Raw genomic sequence first — 17,063 nt, 5'->3', positions numbered from 1 at the left:
TGCTTGGCGACCATAGCGTTTTGGACCCACCTGATTTCCATGCCGAACTCAGAAGTGAAACGAAATAGCGCCGATGGTAGTGTGGGGCTTCCCCATGTGAGAGTAGGACATCGCCAGGCTTTAAATTATGGACACTTGCTGATTACAAGCGGGTGATACCACTGCGGAGTGGTAGTTCAGTTGGTTAGAATACCGGCCTGTCACGCCGGGGGTCGCGGGTTCGAGTCCCGTCCACTCCGCCACTTATTTGAGAGTCGTCTCATTAAACACGAACTGCAGGGGTGTAGCTCCAATTGGCAGAGCAGCGGATTCCAAATCCGCGTGTTGGGAGTTCGAATCTCTCCACCCCTGCCATATATCAAGGCTCTGACTTAGGTCGGAGCCTTTTTCGTTTCTAACGAATAGTTGTCGATATCTGATACATATTGATCTTAAGAACATATTACATCGGTGACTTAAGCCATTCTATTTCCCTTGCAATAGATTGCCTCACTAAGCTTCGGTGTATCATTTTACCCCTTCTTACCTCTCTTCATACTCCCATTATTCTTCGTTAGTGAGCTAGTTGATTTACTACTTGATCTATATGACGTGTATAGAAAAGGTTAGTGGTTACATTGGCTTGGATGATTACTGACTTGGTTCCTGTTATTATCATGAGTTAATGCTAATAATTAGGAAGTAAGTTTATGCCACATTTTCGATTCCGTGCTGTAGAGCCGCAAGCTGTTCAGGCACTATCAAAGCCTCTGACGGATGAACTTCAGCCTCTGATGGACTGTCCGCGTGAGGATTTTACTTTTGAGTATATCTACACTACGTTTTTCAATGAGGGCGAGGTGAGTGCTGCATATCCTTTTGTCGAAGTGCTTTGGTTTGATCGTGGTCAGGAAGTACAAGATAAAGTTGCTAAGCTTATTACACAGCAAGTTCGTGGTATTGCTGGTGCGGATATTGATGTTGCAGTTATCTTTTCAGCTTTATCCCCTAAAGCTTATTACGATAATGGCGAACACTACTAAAGGCTAAAATCTATGAAGCTGAGTTTCATTGTATCTTTGGGTTTATGTTTCTCAGCTTCTGTATACTCTACTCCTTGGGAGTCTGTTGCTAACCCTACCCAAAACTCTTCTTCCTCTATTGGTAGCTATGCTAACGGTTGTTTGGATGGTGCATTACCTTTGCCTCTTGATGGCGTTGGTTATCAAGTTTTACGCAGTAAAACGAAACGCTACTATGGGCACCCTAAAACGATAGAGTTTATTGAAAACCTAGCGCTTAAAGCTCATCAAAATCTCAACACAACGCTGCTTATAGGTGACCTGTCTTTACCAAGAGGAGGAAGGTTTTCTTCTGGCCATTCTAGTCACCAAACTGGGTTAGATATTGATATCTGGTTAAGACTCGCTGACCAACCGCTTTCTTATAACGAATTACAACTCCCTAAGCCAATGAGTGTGGTGGACTTAAAAGGTTATTCCATACTTAACCATCGCTGGGAAGATAGGCACTTTAGGCTGATTCGATATGCTGCTCAGAGTGAGGATGTTGCACGAATTTTTGTACATCCTGTCATTAAGGAGCAGCTTTGCTCGCAAGAAGAAGGCAAAGAACGTTCTTGGTTACGTAAAGTTCGCCCTTGGTGGGGGCATCATTACCACTTCCACGTCAGGTTATCTTGTCCTGAGTCGAGTGGCTACTGTGTTGAACAAGCTCTGCCTCCCGCTGGTGATGGTTGCGGGGTAGAGCTTGCTAGTTGGGGACCGAAAGTTAAGCCTATCGATAAGCCTCCGTCTGCGAAAGTTATTACTAAGCCCAAGCGAAAAAAAGCGATTCCACCGCAATGCCAATCACTTATCTCTACTAACTAGAGTGACTCTATAGGTTTATATTCCCTTACGTATCTCTTTTATGAAACTGGAGAAACATCATACTTTTGTCTACAGTGAATAATACCAATACAAAAACTAACCTAATTAGTTTTGGTGACATAATATAGAAATCTAAATTAAACAAAGAGTTGTAGTATAGGTAAGTCGTAACTTCTCTGTTTAGAAAGATCTTTCGTCACGATACTTTGGTTTCTTAGCAATATGTCTGTCAGTTGGCTAGCGAAGCAATAACAAGGCAGACAAGTGTGTGAGGCGGGAATGGATACTTCTCCTGCTAGAAGAGTAAATCAAGGATAAAACCATGACTATGATTTGTGCAAAAGAATTTGCAGAGTGGTTAAGACACAGATTTAGCAGTGAAACGAAAGGGGTCTTATTGACTCGGGTTGATGTAAATCACCTGACAGGACGTCAGCGTCTTGATCCCGGATTTGTTAATGATGTGCATTACGAGCTGATGCAATATGGAATGGCTTTCGTTACGGATACGAGCCGAGAAAACTTTTATCTTGTGCCGGTTTCCCAAGCAGAAAATTGGCGAGATAGGTTAGAGTCTCATTTTGAAAAAGAGTTGTTTTGTAATATCTATCCTATTGAAAAGTCGGGTTAAAAAAAGGTTCAACTTTGTCTCCAAAGTTGAACCTACTTGTTCTTATGCCAACCCTTGAATAATCACGAACTTCTCCAGTAACTGCTCTTCTGTTTCTACATGATCCGGGTCTGTAATGATGCATTTTGTAATCGGACACACTGACTGACAGGTCGGCTTTTCGTAATGTCCCTTACACTCTGTACATAGAGCTGGGTCAATCTCGAAAATGCTTTCTCCCATGCTGATTGCCCCATTGGGGCATTCGGGATCGCACATGTCGCAGTTGATGCATTTGTCAGTAATGAGCAAGGCCATGATTACTTACCAGTCGGGTTACGGGTGTCCTGCCCTGAGTTCAAGTTACGCATCAATAGACCGTATTCTAAATCTAGATCTGCTGGTACTGGAATGAAGACGAAGTGACCATTCCCTTTGGCATCCTCAATAGACTCTGACTTACGGTTTTCCATCGCTTCTAGCGTGAAAACAACATTACCTTTTGGCGTCATTAGCTCAAGACTATCACCGACAAGGAATTTGTTTTTCACTTCTACTTCAGCCATATCACCACGACGTTTACCAGTGAACTCACCGACAAACTGTTGAGCATCAGAGACTGAGTAGCCGTAATCGTAATTTTGGTAGGTATCGTGAGTATGACGACGTAGGAAGCCTTCGGTATAGCCACGGTGAGCTAGGCTCTCTAGTGTACCCATTAGGCTTTCATCAAATGGTCGGCCTGCTACAGCGTCATCAATTGCTTTGCGGTAAACCTGTGCAGTACGAGCACAGTAATAGAATGATTTAGTACGACCTTCGATTTTCAGCGAGTGCACACCCATCTTAGTTAAGCGCTCAACATGCTGTACCGCACGTAGGTCTTTAGAGTTCATGATGTAAGTACCATGTTCATCTTCGTACGCTGCCATTTTTTCTTCTGGACGGTGCGCTTCAGAAAGTAGAACGACTTCATCCGTTGGTTTACCACGACCAATTGTGGTTTCAGGGCGTTCGTCTTGTACTTCGACAGGCTGTGCTTCAGATGGGTCAAACTTCTCTACAATATCACCAGCATCGTTTTCTTTGCCTTCTTCCACTTTGTATTCCCAACGGCACGCGTTGGTGCAAGTGCCTTGGTTAGGATCACGTTTGTTTATGTAACCAGAAAGTAGGCAACGACCAGAATAAGCCATGCATAATGCACCGTGAACGAATACTTCAAGTTCAGTTTCAGGACAATGCTCACGAATTTCTTCGATTTCTTCTAGAGATAGCTCGCGAGAAACGATCACTCGTTCCACGCCATTCGCTGCCCAGAACTTAACAGTCGCCCAGTTTACAGCGTTTGCTTGTACAGAAAGGTGAATTGGCATTTCTGGGAAAGCTTCACGAACCATCATGATTAGGCCTGGATCTGACATGATCAATGCGTCAGGACCCATTTCTACGATTGGTTTAAGATCACGGATGAAGGTTTTTAGCTTCGAGTTGTGTGGTTGAATGTTACATACCACATAAAGCTTTTTGCCTAGAGCATGTGCTTCATCGATACCGATTTTTAGGTTTTCGTGGTTAAACTCATTGTTACGTACGCGGAGGCTGTAGCGAGGTTGGCCAGCGTAAACTGCATCTGCGCCGTAGGCGAATGCGTAACGCATGTTTTTCAGGCTTCCCGCAGGAGACAGTAGCTCAGGTACGAATGCTTTCTCAGTTGTCATTGCTCAATTCTCTTTTATCTGATCACAAGTCAGGCCAATTCCACCTAATGGAAATGGGGCGCAAATTTTACGTCAAAATGTGAACTGTGACTAGGGTAATTGTGCTTCAGATAGAAAAACGCCCTCAAAAAAAGTGAGGGCGTTATGGTTAACCTTTATACAATATTAAGCGTTGGGATTTGGTAAGCCGCCTAGCGCATCGTATAGGTTGGGTAGGAAAGCACTGAACTCCCCACACATCAGAGAGAAGTCTGCATCAAATCGAGCTGCTTGATCTTCACGTGGAATATCGTCATTTTGATCTTTCAATTCATCAGAGAATTTTAGACGCTTAATACCCGCATCTTCTGTCATGATGAATTCAATACGATCTTGCCAATTAAGTGCAAGCTTCGTTACGACTTTATCTGCTGCGATGTGGTTGCGGATTTCATCTGTGGTCAGCTCTTGCTTCTTACAACGAATCACGCCACCTTCTTCAAGCACGGATTTTAGCTCAGCTTCGTCCATCATGGTGATACCTTGAGGTGTGTCGCCCGTTTTCACCCACTCGGTTAGCGTTGTTTCAATCGCTACTTCTGGAATGGCAGGAACAACAGGTAAACTACCCATGGTTTTACGAAGTAGTGCTAATACGTCTTCCGCTTTTTTGTAGCTGCTTGCGTCAACAAGGATGAACCCTTCTTTTGGCATGATGAGCACGTGAGTGTGGCTGCTGCGGCTAAATGCGCGAGGCAGTAAATCCATTACGATGTCATCTTTCAGGTTGTCTTTCTCTTTCTTCTTCAGAGGACGACCTTCTTGCGCTTCCATTGCTTCTACTTTTGCATTCAATGACTCTTTGATCACTGAGGCAGGTAGCATTTTCTCTTCTTTCTTGGCGCAAATCAGAATGCGGTTTTCTGACACGTGAGTCATCATGTCGCCATGTCTACCCATTGCACTGACCCAGCCAAATTTCTGTTTATCTTGACTGCCACATGGGGTGAATCGGAATTCAGACAGTTGAGTTTCTAGTTGTTCGGCGTTGAAAGTAACCTCGCGGTTAACGCGGTATACCAGACAGTTTTTAAACCACATAAATCTTCTCTAGGCTTGATGACAAGGGACTAATCATAGGGAATTTTTGTGCTGATGTCTTAATAGAAATGAAAAATATCCGAATGAACCTCTAAAGAAAGTTATATGAAAATTTGTTTTCAAAGGTCACAAAAGTGTCATAATTGGTAGTGATAATGCTTATGCATAGAGAGGCGCTTTGTCTCTTAAATTCATTAGCTCAACGAACATAAGGTTACTCAATTATGTCTAGAAGGATTCTGGTTGTTGAAGACGAAGCTCCTATTCGCGAAATGCTGTGCTTCGTACTTGAGCAGAAAGGTTACCAAGCGGTAGAAGCGGAAGATTACGATACTGCAGTAACCAAACTGGCTGAACCCTTCCCTGATTTAGTTTTACTGGATTGGATGTTACCAGGCGGCAGCGGCATTAACTTCATCAAGCATATGAAGCGAGAGGAATTAACGCGCAACATTCCAGTTGTGATGCTTACCGCTCGTGGTGAAGAAGAAGATAAAGTGCGCGGTTTAGAAGTCGGTGCGGATGACTACATTACTAAGCCATTTTCTCCTAAAGAGTTGGTTGCCCGTTTAAAAGCGGTGATTCGTCGCGTAACCCCGACCGCATTGGAAGACGTAATTGATGTGCAGGGATTGAAGCTTGATCCTGTATCACACCGTGTCACGGCTAATGATGCACCATTAGATATGGGCCCAACAGAATTTAAAATGCTGCATTTTTTCATGACGCATCAAGAGCGTGTGTACAGCCGTGAGCAGCTATTAAACAATGTTTGGGGTACTAACGTGTATGTCGAAGATCGTACGGTCGATGTTCATATTCGCCGCCTGCGTAAAGCATTGGAAGCCGCAGGTCATGATAAGCTGATCCAAACTGTTCGTGGTGCTGGATACCGCTTCTCGACAAAAGCATAAATTAACACGCAGCTTATCGGTACCATTTCTGGAGTTATGAGTGGTTGAAAGATTAACGTGGAAAAAGCTGGCCTGGGAGCTGGCTTTTTTTTACACCCCATGGGTGATAGTAGGTTGGATATTCGGTTATATGCCGTGGTTGCTTTTGGCTGCTACGGCATTGCAGCTTGTGTGGCATTTGCATAACCAAGTACGTTTATCTTCTTGGTTATGGGATGAAAAGCGCCTCACGCCACCGTCTGGTAGCGGTAACTGGGAATCTTTGTTCAATGGCTTGTATCGCTTACAGCAGCGCCAACGTCGTAAACGCAAAGAGCTTACTAATCTCATTCGCCGATTCAGAAATGGTGCGGAATCGTTACCCGATGCCGTCGTGGTGTTCCGTGCTGAAGGCAATATCGTTTGGTGTAACAAACTGGCTCAACACTTATTGGGTTTCCATTGGCCAGAAGATTCTGGTCAACCTATCTCCAACCTCATCCGTACGCCTGACTTTATCAAGTACCTCAACAAGAAAGACTTCTCTGAGCCATTGGAAATGCGTTCACCACTCAATGTCGAACGCATGCTAGAACTACGTATCGTACCGTATACCGAAGGTGAACATTTGATGGTGGTGCGTGATGTTAGCCAGTTAAAACAACTTGAGGGAATGCGCCGCAACTTCTTTGCTAACGTTTCTCATGAACTGCGTACACCAATGACGGTGCTACAAGGTTATTTAGAGATGACAGAAGACCCTGACATGGTTGTGGGCCCAATGTGGAGCAAAGCGCATGGTGTTATGACGGAGCAGCTCAACCGCATGAACAGTTTGGTGAACCAACTACTGACGCTATCTAAAATTGAAGCGGCACCTATGCATGAGCTTGAAGATGTCGTGAATGTACCTGCGATGCTCGAAGTGCTAGAAAAAGAGGCGGTCAGCCTTAGCGGGGACAACCAACATAAATTGAAATTTGATGTTGATGCTAGCCTACGCGTACTGGGCGATGATGACCAGTTACGTAGTGCTATCTCTAACCTCGTTTATAATGCTGTCAAATACACACCGCCTGGTGCGAACATTAATGTTCGTTGGTTCCAGACCTCTCAAGGCGCATGCTTAGAGGTGGAAGATAGTGGTGATGGTATTGAACCTCAGCACCTCCATCGACTTACTGAGCGTTTTTATCGAGTGGATAAAGCAAGATCACGTGATACTGGTGGAAGTGGTTTAGGGCTAGCCATTGTAAAACACGCGCTGAGTCACCATGACTCTCATTTAGAAATTCACAGTGAAGTAGGTGTGGGCAGTAAGTTTTCTTTCGTATTGCCTGAGCGTTTGGTGGTGAAATAATGGCTTTACGATTGGCAAAAACATTCAGTTTATTCGCGCTTGTTTGTTCTTTTATGGCTGCCGCTCAAGATAAACCATTGCCGACTTATCATAAAACGACGGGGATTGTCGGGAACTTGCTCTCTGTTGGCTCCGATACACTTGCGGGTATGACAACGCTTTGGGTTGAAGAGTTTAAATCCATTTACCCGAATATTAATGCGCAAGTCCAAGCATCTGGCTCTTCTACTGCCCCTCCAGCATTGACCGAACAAACAGCTCAGTTTGGTCCCATGAGCCGCCCTATGCGTTTAAGAGAGGTTGAAGCGTTTGAACGTGAACATGGTTACAAGCCAACGGCGCTTAGGGTGGCCATCGATGCTATCGGTATTTTTGTTCATCAAGACAATCCAATTCAAGGGCTTAACTTTAGTCAGTTAGATGCTTTGTTTTCTGCCACGCTACGCTGTGGTGAAAGTCAATTTATCACGAACTGGCAGCAACTCGGTCTTGAATCACAGTGGGCAAAGCGCAACGTACAGTTGTTTGGTCGTAACTCCGTTTCTGGAACTTATGGTTACTTCAAAAGCAATGCCTTATGTGGCGGCGACTTTAAAACCCGAGTTAACGAGCAGCCAGGCTCAGCGTCAGTTGTGCAAGCTGTTGCCTCTACTATCAGTGGAGTTGGCTATTCTGGTGTTGGTTATCGAGTAGCAGGCGTACGCTTAGTTCCGGTGGCAAAAACGGGGAATGACTATGTGACGCCAACGCGAGAACATATTGTTAGTGGTAAGTACCCACTATCACGTTACTTATATGTATATGTAAATAAGCACCCGGATTACCCATTAACACCAATTGAAGCTGAGTTTATTCGCTTTATTTTCTCCGCTCAGGGGCAAGCGTTGGTTGAGAAAGATGGCTATGTGCCCATTACAGCAGATTTTGCAGAAGAAGAATTAAAAAAAGTCGGCCTGTAAGCCGACTTTTTGTTTAGGTATGAACAGCACGAGATCAGAAAGTGAGTGTCCACTTCGCGCTGTCCCAACGTTCTTGTTCTTCCTGTAAATCAGCATGAAGCAATTTGTTGTTTTCTAGCCATGCTTTATCTGTGCACGTAAGAATCCATTCATCATTTTTGATGGATAAAGTGATGTCAGGCAATGGATCTTCGTTACGCTGTCCATTTAATACGATAGAAAGTCGTAATATTTTGATGAGGCTTATCACGTCACTTTGTTTGTAGAGGTTGAAAACTGGCAGTTCTTGCAGTTTAAGTGCTTTGCGTTGGAAGCGGGCTAATGTTGCGAGCACTAATTGCTGTTCACGGTTGAAGCCTTGTAGAGTGGAATGCAACAGAATATAGAAAGAGTGGCGATGGAAGCTACGTAAATTGATACTTAATCCGACTTCATGAAGCAATGCTGCCCATTCTAGTAAGTCAAATAACTCACTCTTTTTCTTAATGCCTAGTTCAGAGCGCACCTGACATAACATCTCACGTGCATGGCCTTTAACACGAGCAGCATGCTCTAAGTCAACCCGGTGTTTGTTGGCTAAATTTTCAGTTGTGCGCATACGTATATCGGAGCGCGCAAAACGCTCTTCCATTTCGTACAACAGACCTTCGCGCAGAGCACCATCGGAGAAAAACATCTGCTCAATGCGGAGTGCTTTGAAAATTGCGGACAAAATCGCCACGCCTGCCGCGAATACGGGCTTACGTTCTTCTGTTAAACCTGTCAGTTCAATCTCTTCAATTGAATCAAAATTACACAGAGTTTCAATAAGCGTGTCCAGTCTCTTCGCGGTGATCAGGCCATCTTCAAAACCTAATGCTACTAGCACTTCTTGAATCGCTTTGATGGTTCCTGAGGAGCCGAGAGCGATATCCCAGCCTTTTTTACGGTATGCTGAAGCGATGGACTCGAGTTTTTGCTCGGCGGCTAACATCGCTTTATTAAAGTTTTTCCCAGACAGTTTGCCGTTTTTAAAATATTGCTCTGTAAAGCTGACGCATCCCATCTGTTTACTGTTGAGAAGCTCAGGTTCAAACTCTTGTCCAATGATCATTTCGGTACTGCCGCCGCCAATATCAACGACCAACTTGGAGTTTGACTCTACTTGAGTGTGAGCGACACCTAAGTAAATCAAGCGGGCTTCTTCTTCCCCTGGGATGATTTCTATTGGGAAGGGCATCACTTCTTTCGCACGCTCAATGAATAGATGAGCATTTTTAGCGCGTCTTAGTGTGTGTGTCGCGGCGATACGCACATTCGACTCATCAAGCCCTTGCAGTCTCTCAGCGAACATGGCTAAGCACTCTAACGCACGTTCCATCGCGGAATGACTTAAGTTCAATTCACTGTCGAGTCCTGATGCTAAGCGAACACGCTGTTTATGACGGCTAACCAGTTGTAAGTCACTGCCTACAACCTTGGCCACCACCATGTGGAAACTGTTTGAGCCGAGGTCTATCGCGGCAATGTAGCGAGTATCTTGTTCAAGTATTTGAGGCATCTGAATTTTGTTTTCTAGTTTGCTTTTCTATATTTTTAAGATAGTCATAGATAGCGATTTGAGAACGAACTTTTTTGCGATTACCTCGTGGTACATAAGCGTTGCTCATTTCCTTATCTATAAAACGAGCCTTTACTGTATCGGTAAAATGGATATTCGTTATATCAATAATTCTCTGTTTCAAACGTGGATCACGGACTGGCGCCGCCACCTCAATGCGGTGATCGATATTTCTTGTCATCCAGTCAGCAGAAGAGATATAGACTTGCGGATCGCCATCGTTATGGGTAATCACCACGCGTGGGTGTTCCAAAAAGCGGTCAACAATACTGATGATGCGAATATTGTCGCTGATCCCCTCAATGCCCGGTACTAATGAGCACATGCCGCGAATGATCATATTTATTTTCACTCCCGCCGTACTTGCTCCATATAGCTTATTGACGATGCCCTTATCGACTAGGTTATTGACCTTGATCGTAAGAGCGGCTTTCTTTCCTAGCTTGGCATTCGCAATTTCATTATCAATTAAGCGGTAGATTTGGGTTCGAGAATTACGTGGAGATACCATGAGGTGGTTGAACTTCACTGGGCGGTATGGATTCTCAATATAACCGAAGACATTACGAACTTCGTTAGTGATTTCTTGATCTGCGGTAAGGAGAGAGAAGTCGGTATAAATTCGTGCCGTCTTCTCATGGAAGTTGCCTGTGCCGATGTGCGCGTAGCGAATAATTTCTTCACCTTCACGGCGACTGATCATCAGTAGCTTTGAGTGAATCTTAAGGCCAGGCGCTCCGAAGATGACGTGCACACCAGCTTCGGTCAACACTTTTGACCATTCGATATTGGCTTCTTCATCAAAGCGAGCCTGCAGCTCCACGACCACTGTGACATTTTTGCCGTTGTGCACCGCATCAATTAATGAGTTCATCAAGCGAGAATCTTTCGCGACGCGATAAATGTTAATCTTGATACTAAGTACTTTCGGATCGAAGGAGGCTTGGCGCACCAACTCACTAATGTGGTCAAAAGTGTGGTAGGGGTAATAGAGTAGAATATCTTTCGCTTTAATCGCATCAAAGCTGTTAGCGTAACCTTCGAAATCGGCGCATTTCATTGGCGGAAGCGGTTTATTTTCAAGGTACTCTCGCCCAACATTTGGAAACGCAATGAAGTCTTTAAAATTGTGATAGCGGCCGCCGGGAATAAGGTTATCGTAATTAGAGATATTGAGCTTGTTACAAAGAAACTCTAGCATTTGGGGCGGCATATCACGTTCGTAGACGAAGCGAACGGGCTTTGCTGTCAGTCGCTGATTGACACCTTCAGACATTTGTTCGAGCAAGCTGTATTCGATTTCGTTGCGTAAATCGTATTCGGCGTCACGCGTCATTTTCATCGCATAGCCGCTAAGCTCATCATAATCAAAAAAGCCTTTGAACAGCTCATCCAAACAGTGGCGGATAATATTATCAAGTAAGATGATGGTTTTTCGACGCTTTCCTTTCTGTTCTGGTACCATCACAAAGCGGGGAAGGTGATCGGTCGGAATTTCGATCAGAGCGTACTGGTAATGCTCTTCTTTACGTAGCTCTACAGCGATGTAAGCGTACTCGTCTTTGAGAAATTGCAGAACATCGATCTCGTCTTTCATTAGCAGAGGAGTGATATGCGGCATGACCTCTCTACGGAAGTATTTCGCGATCCACTTTTGTTGCGATTCATCCAGTTGTTGTTCGTTGACCAAGAAAATGCGACGTCGCGCCATTTCTCGAATCAATTCGCTGTAAAGCTCATCAAATTGTTCGTTAAGCTTGAGTGCTTTCGACTGCATTTTGGTTAACAGTCGTTTAGGGCTATCGCTGCCACCGCGCTCTTGGCTGATTAGGATTCTGCGCTTCACGTCAGCAAAGCGTACTTTGTAAAATTCATCTAAATTGTTGGAAAAGATCCCAAGAAAGCGAATACGTTCGATCAAAGGGACGGTTTTATCGGCAGCTTCTTGTAATACTCGTTCGTTGAAAGACAACCAACTAAGTTCTTTTTCTATATATAGTTTTTCTGCGCTCATAACCTTACCTAGCCAAAATTGAAGTAATACGTACTCATCTTGGAAAAATGGATGAGTGAGAACATTATGAGATTTTCATTACAGATTTATTTCATACCACGCATTGCATAAGAGTTGTATTCTTTTCAGGTGTTTAATGTGATCTGTAATATAATTGTCATCTTAACGACATATTCTAGTACTAAGTCAAAAAAGGTAGAGATTTAAATGGCACAAGCCGAGTTTTCATTGCAGGAAAAAGATAAGAAACGACTGATAAAAGATCGTTTAGTTCGACTTGCAGTGACATCCGGTGGTGTCGGCGTTCTCGCGGCGCTTATTTTGATCTTTGTCTACCTCGCCATGGTGATCATTCCGCTTTTTTCTGATGCGGAGATCAAAACCAACCAAGCCATTCGAGCCACCCATATTGAAACACCACTGGCGATTTCGGTGGATGATTACGCTCAGCTCGCGTTCGTTCTAACCCAAAGTGGTGAGATTCAATATTTGTCGATGGACGATCCTACGAAACCTGCGGTGTATAAACAGCAAATCGTCCAGGAACCCGTCGCTTTCTCTCAATCTGCTCCTGGACTAGGTTGGTATGGGTTTGTTGATGGGCAGGGTAAAGCGCACCTTTTCAAGCCTGAATTTAATGCCACGTTGAGAGAAAATACACGTCCTCCGGAAGTGATTGAGCTAGACACCAGCATGGATCTGACGCTGAGTACGCCTCAAGATCCTGTGACTCAGTTTGTGTTTGCAGCTTCAACGCCCTTACCAACAATTGTTTGGCAGACACAAAGCGGTGAAGTGAAGGCTCGTTGGCAAGTGGCTTCGTCTTTGGGTACGCCTCCGACAACGATCGATTTTACGTTCTCTTCAGGCTTTGATGCACCTCAGCAAATGTTATTGACACCTGATGGTGAAACGCTTTATTTGCGCGATGGCTCTGAGTTGATCGTATTAAAGAAAACCGCACGTAAATTTGCTGTGCGAGAGGTGGTCGACCTCACTCAAGGTGATAAGAAGCACTCCGTTCGTACAATGGACCTACTGGCTGGTGCTTACTCGCTTTTGGTGACACACAACGATGGTCGGGTGTCGCAATGGTTTGACACGCTGCAAGAAGAGAGACGCACGTTAACGCATATTCGTGATTTTAAATTGGCATCAGAGCTTAAGTATTTGTTGCCGGATTCTCATCGCAAAGGATTTTATAGCTTTTACACCAACGGCACGTTGCAAAGCCATTATACAACCAGTGAAAAACTGGTGTTGTTTAAGCGTGCGTACAATCAAGCGCCCGCAATCGCAGCAATGTCTAACAATGAACGCTACTTAATCACTTGGCAAAATAATGCGTTAAATGTTGCGGAAGTGGACAATGCCTATCCGGAAATTTCATTGTCCTCATTATGGCAAGAAGTGTGGTACGAAGGGTATCCTGAGCCTGAATATGTGTGGCAATCGACTTCGGCGAGCGATAACTTTGAGGCTAAGTTCAGCCTAGTACCTATTGCGTTTGGGACGATAAAAGCGGCGATGTTTGCGATGCTGTTTTCAGTACCGCTCGCAGTGTTAGGTGCTATTTATACGGCGTACTTTATGTCACCACGCATGCGTCGTGTCGTAAAACCGTCGATTGAGCTAATGGAAGCACTGCCGACGGTGATCATTGGTTTCCTCGCGGGGTTGTGGTTCGCCCCTATTGTCGAAGACCACCTGATTACGATCGTCGTCATGCTGTTTGTTTTGCCCTTGAGCACCATGATTATGGGCGGGTTATGGGCGTTAATACCGCAACCTTTGCGAAATCGTCTGCCTAATGGTTGGCATGCTTTAGTGCTCATGCCTGTCATATTGGTACTGATTGGGCTTGGAGTGTGGATTTCGCCTACGATTGAGCAGACGTTCTTTGGTGGCGATATGCGCTTGTTCTTAACCGAGCATGGCATTGGTTACGATCAACGTAATGCATTGGTGGTGGGGTTAGCGATGGGGTTTGCTGTTATCCCGACGATTTTTACCATCGCTGAAGATGCCATTTTCTCTGTGCCGAAGCATTTATCGGATGGCTCTTTGGCATTAGGGGCCACGCCTTGGCAAACTTTAATCTATGTTGTCTTGCTTACCGCAAGCCCGGGTATTTTTTCTGCCATTATGATGGGGCTGGGACGCGCTGTTGGTGAAACCATGATTGTGTTAATGGCAACGGGCAATACGCCATTAATGGATTGGAATATTTTGGAAGGATTACGCAGCCTGTCAGCAACCATCGCCGTTGAGTTGCCAGAGTCCGAAGTTGGAAGTTCGCATTATCGTCTATTGTTCCTAGCTGCATTGATTTTGTTTGTGTTTACGTTTGCAGTAAACGCGCTTGCGGAGTGGGTTCGTCAAAGACTGAGAGATAAGTACCGTGCGTTGTAATAATGGTTTGAATAAAGAGCGAGTAATGACGTGTTAAATTGGATTCGTTCTGGCGCACCGTGGATATGGCTAACAGGCGGTGCAGTCAGCATCAGTTTGTTGTCGGTATTAGGGTTGTTACTCCTTATCGGCTGGAAAGGCCTGACTTACTTTTGGCCAGCTCCCTTGTATCAGTGGAATGTTGCAGCGCTGACCCCTGTACAAGGCGAAGTGCTACATGAAAATACTATTCTGATTGGTCAAGTGTATGAACGCAGCTTTGTACCGAAGAGTTATCTGCCTGAAAGCGCAGCACAGCAGTTAGAAGACGATGACGACTTTGCCACGCGACTCAGTATCAAAATCGCTAACCGAGAGTTGTATCCCGCCGATTTTATCTCCGTATTGCAAATGCAGTTGGATGAGCCCACGACGCCAAAAGAGTGGGCGGTGATAGAGCGCAGTAGCGGTGGTTATTTCTTTGGTAAGCTGGTGGCGTTTCAAGATGGCGATAATATATACACCAGTGATATTCAATCGGTACTAAATAAAAAGCTTGATGATGCAGAAACTCTGCGGCATGAGATTGATTCTTTGGTGGTCGATCAGCTTAAAGAGCTTGGTTGGAAGCTAGAGCAGTTGCGATTAGATAAGCGTAAGCATGAGTTGAATGACACGCTGACAGAAAGCTTTTTAAACGAAAACCAGACGAAAAAAGAGCAGATAGAAAAAGCGCTTGCGACGTTAGATTTGCAACTTGATGGTTTACGACTTCAGCTCTCTGACTATGCCTTGATTGTCGAGGATATGACGGGGTCACAAGTATCGATTCCGCTCGAAGATATTTTGGACTACTGGTATCCAAACCAAATGTCATTGCCTGATAAAGTCATGCATTGGGGAAAACAGGTTTGGAAGTTTTTATCTGAAGATCCAAGAGAGTCGAACTCTGAAGGAGGCGTGTTCCCTGCGATATTTGGTACGGTTTTCTTAGTACTTATCATGTCGATCATTGTGATGCCACTTGGGGTGATCGCTGCTATCTATCTGCATGAATACGCTAAGAATAACGCTCTAACCAGGGTTATTCGTATTGCGGTTATAAACCTAGCGGGTGTTCCATCGATTGTTTATGGCGTATTTGGTTTAGGCTTCTTTGTTTATACGATTGGTGCCTCTATCGACAACGTATTCTATGCGGAAAAGTTACCGGCGCCAACCTTTGGTACGCCGGGTTTGTTATGGTCCGCATTAACCCTTGCCGTGTTGACGCTTCCGGTTGTGATTGTGACGACAGAAGAAGGTTTAACTCGTATTCCGAGTTCAGTACGACATGGTTCTCTGGCGCTTGGTGCAACTCAGTTCGAAACCCTATGGCGTGTGGTTTTGCCTATGGCGACGCCAGCTATTATCACAGGGTTGATCCTTGCGATTGCACGTGCAGCTGGCGAAGTAGCGCCACTGATGCTGGTGGGGGTCGTGAAATTGGCATCCAGTTTACCGGTTGACGGGCAATTCCCTTATGTGCATTTGGATAGAAAGTTCATGCATTTAGGTTTTCACATTTACGATGTTGGCTTTCAAACCTCCAACATCGAAGCGGCGCGACCATTAGTTTATGCTACCTCTTTCTTACTCGTGACAGTGATTGTCGGGCTAAACTTAACAGCAATCAGTATTCGCAATAATTTACGAGAAAAATACAGAACGTTAGGACAAGATTAAGTATGTTTAATTTTGATAGTACATTAGGTTATGAGCCACCATTGGACGTTCATAATTTAACGGATGAACAAACAGCAATCTCAATCGAGAACCTTAATCTGTTCTATGGTCAAACTCAGGCGCTGCATGATATTTCGATGCGAATTCCCAAAGGGCGAGTCACCGCTTTTATCGGTCCTTCAGGGTGTGGAAAGTCGACGTTATTACGTTGCATCAATCGCATGAACGACTTAGTGGAAGGGTGTCGAGTCACAGGCAAAGTGCGTCTACATGGCAAGAATGTTTATCATCCTAATGTCGATGTTGCGACACTTCGACGCCGAGTGGGGATGGTGTTTCAAAGACCCAATCCATTTCCTAAGTCTATTTATGAAAACGTAGTTTATGGCTTACGCTTACAAGGTGTAAAAAACAGCCGCAGTTTAGATGACGCAGTGGAGCGATCCTTGCGCTCGGCGGCGTTGTGGGATGAGGTAAAAGACCGCTTGCATGAGAACGCATTTGGTTTATCTGGTGGTCAGCAACAGCGCTTGGTCATTGCGCGCGCGGTGGCGATTGAGCCGGAAGTCCTGTTATTGGATGAGCCGACATCAGCGTTGGATCCAATCTCAACTTTAACTATTGAAGAGCTTATCAATGAGCTTAAGACTCAATATACTGTCGTTATCGTTACCCATAACATGCAGCAAGCGGCGCGAGTGAGTGATCACACCGCATTCATTCATATGGGTAAGTTAATTGAATACTCTGACGCGGACTCGATCTTCACCTCGCCAATGAAGAAACAGACCGAAGATTACATTACGGGTCGATACGGTTAAGTCGCGACTCTATACGGA

General features: G+C 44.8%; 14 protein-coding genes, 2 tRNA genes and 1 rRNA gene. 12 read left to right on the top strand and 5 right to left on the bottom strand.

What is annotated here, in order from left to right; translation table 11 throughout:
* Positions 1-2 precede the first annotated feature (2 nt).
* The 6 genes from rrf (at position 3) to CBX98_RS19700 (ending at position 2,502) form a co-directional block, all read left to right on the top strand.
* Positions 3-119: ribosomal RNA gene (gene rrf, locus CBX98_RS19725) — 5S ribosomal RNA — on the top strand.
* Between the two features lie 46 nt (positions 120-165).
* Positions 166-242: transfer RNA gene (locus tag CBX98_RS19720), tRNA-Asp, on the top strand.
* Between the two features lie 35 nt (positions 243-277).
* Positions 278-354: transfer RNA gene (locus CBX98_RS19715), tRNA-Trp, on the top strand.
* 335 nt (positions 355-689) lie between these two features.
* Positions 690-1,022 carry a DUF1904 domain-containing protein gene (locus tag CBX98_RS19710; RefSeq protein WP_005391613.1) on the top strand — a complete coding sequence of 111 codons (333 nt, stop codon included), beginning with the start codon at positions 690-692 and terminating at the stop codon, positions 1,020-1,022.
* 12 nt (positions 1,023-1,034) lie between these two features.
* Positions 1,035-1,871 carry a penicillin-insensitive murein endopeptidase gene (gene mepA, locus CBX98_RS19705; protein ID WP_109170051.1) on the top strand — a complete coding sequence of 279 codons (837 nt, stop codon included), beginning with the start codon at positions 1,035-1,037 and terminating at the stop codon, positions 1,869-1,871.
* A 322-nt stretch (positions 1,872-2,193) separates the two neighbouring features.
* A complete protein-coding gene (locus CBX98_RS19700; protein ID WP_005391608.1) occupies positions 2,194-2,502 on the top strand; it encodes a hypothetical protein in 309 nt (102 codons plus the stop codon).
* A gap of 42 nt (positions 2,503-2,544) precedes the next feature.
* Here the strand turns inward: CBX98_RS19700 and CBX98_RS19695 are convergent, their stop codons facing one another.
* The 3 genes from CBX98_RS19695 to rdgC all read right to left on the bottom strand — a co-directional run bounded on the left by CBX98_RS19695 (position 2,545) and on the right by rdgC (position 5,282).
* On the bottom strand, positions 2,545-2,799 hold the full coding sequence (locus tag CBX98_RS19695) for a YfhL family 4Fe-4S dicluster ferredoxin (RefSeq protein ID WP_031780214.1): 255 nt from the start codon (positions 2,797-2,799) through the stop codon (positions 2,545-2,547).
* 2 nt (positions 2,800-2,801) lie between these two features.
* Complete coding sequence (gene yegQ, locus CBX98_RS19690) at positions 2,802-4,202, bottom strand: tRNA 5-hydroxyuridine modification protein YegQ (RefSeq protein WP_006741904.1); 1,401 nt, start codon at positions 4,200-4,202, stop codon at positions 2,802-2,804.
* Between the two features lie 165 nt (positions 4,203-4,367).
* Complete coding sequence (gene rdgC / locus CBX98_RS19685) at positions 4,368-5,282, bottom strand: recombination-associated protein RdgC (protein ID WP_005391604.1); 915 nt, start codon at positions 5,280-5,282, stop codon at positions 4,368-4,370.
* A 224-nt stretch (positions 5,283-5,506) separates the two neighbouring features.
* On the opposite strand from rdgC, the gene phoB reads away from it, so the two are divergent.
* Genes phoB through CBX98_RS19665 form a run of 3 tightly spaced genes read left to right on the top strand, consistent with a single transcriptional unit; the run spans position 5,507 to position 8,494 of the window.
* Positions 5,507-6,196 (top strand): phosphate regulon transcriptional regulator PhoB, encoded by a 690-nt coding sequence (gene phoB / locus CBX98_RS19675; RefSeq protein WP_005381752.1) that lies wholly within the window; start codon positions 5,507-5,509, stop codon positions 6,194-6,196.
* Positions 6,197-6,236: 40 nt separating this feature from the next.
* Positions 6,237-7,535, top strand: a complete 1,299-nt coding sequence (phoR, locus tag CBX98_RS19670) for a phosphate regulon sensor histidine kinase PhoR (RefSeq protein WP_048626037.1) — start codon at positions 6,237-6,239, stop codon at positions 7,533-7,535.
* The gene (locus CBX98_RS19665; protein ID WP_109170050.1) at positions 7,535-8,494 is read left to right on the top strand and encodes a phosphate ABC transporter substrate-binding protein PstS family protein; all 960 of its coding nucleotides are present in this window, start codon (positions 7,535-7,537) and stop codon (positions 8,492-8,494) included. The genes phoR and CBX98_RS19665 overlap by 1 nt, the downstream gene beginning before the upstream one ends.
* A 34-nt stretch (positions 8,495-8,528) precedes the next feature.
* Here CBX98_RS19665 and ppx read toward each other — a convergent pair whose 3' ends face one another.
* Complete coding sequence (gene ppx, locus CBX98_RS19660; RefSeq protein WP_109170049.1) at positions 8,529-10,034, bottom strand: exopolyphosphatase; 1,506 nt, start codon at positions 10,032-10,034, stop codon at positions 8,529-8,531.
* Positions 10,018-12,108: a polyphosphate kinase 1 gene (gene ppk1, locus CBX98_RS19655; protein ID WP_005391598.1), complete on the bottom strand. Its 2,091-nt coding sequence runs from the start codon at positions 12,106-12,108 to the stop codon at positions 10,018-10,020. Before ppk1 ends, ppx begins: the two co-directional genes overlap by 17 nt.
* A gap of 207 nt (positions 12,109-12,315) precedes the next feature.
* On the opposite strand from ppk1, the gene CBX98_RS19650 reads away from it, so the two are divergent.
* The 3 genes from CBX98_RS19650 to pstB are packed head-to-tail and all read left to right on the top strand — an operon-like array spanning position 12,316 to position 17,045.
* Entirely contained in the window at positions 12,316-14,520 is a 2,205-nt protein-coding gene (locus CBX98_RS19650) for an ABC transporter permease subunit (RefSeq protein ID WP_109170048.1), read from the top strand.
* A 30-nt stretch (positions 14,521-14,550) separates the two neighbouring features.
* Positions 14,551-16,224: a phosphate ABC transporter permease PstA gene (gene pstA / locus CBX98_RS19645; RefSeq protein WP_109170047.1), complete on the top strand. Its 1,674-nt coding sequence runs from the start codon at positions 14,551-14,553 to the stop codon at positions 16,222-16,224.
* Between the two features lie 2 nt (positions 16,225-16,226).
* Complete coding sequence (pstB, locus tag CBX98_RS19640) at positions 16,227-17,045, top strand: phosphate ABC transporter ATP-binding protein PstB (protein ID WP_005381745.1); 819 nt, start codon at positions 16,227-16,229, stop codon at positions 17,043-17,045.
* The last annotated feature ends 18 nt before the right edge of the window (positions 17,046-17,063 follow it).

It is taken from the genome of Vibrio sp. T9 (genome assembly GCF_003123985.1).
In the GTDB taxonomy this organism is placed as follows: Bacteria; Pseudomonadota; Gammaproteobacteria; order Enterobacterales; family Vibrionaceae; genus Vibrio; species Vibrio diabolicus.
The sequence above is the reverse complement of the archived record's forward strand: the minus strand, read 5'-3'. Positions and strand labels throughout refer to the sequence as shown.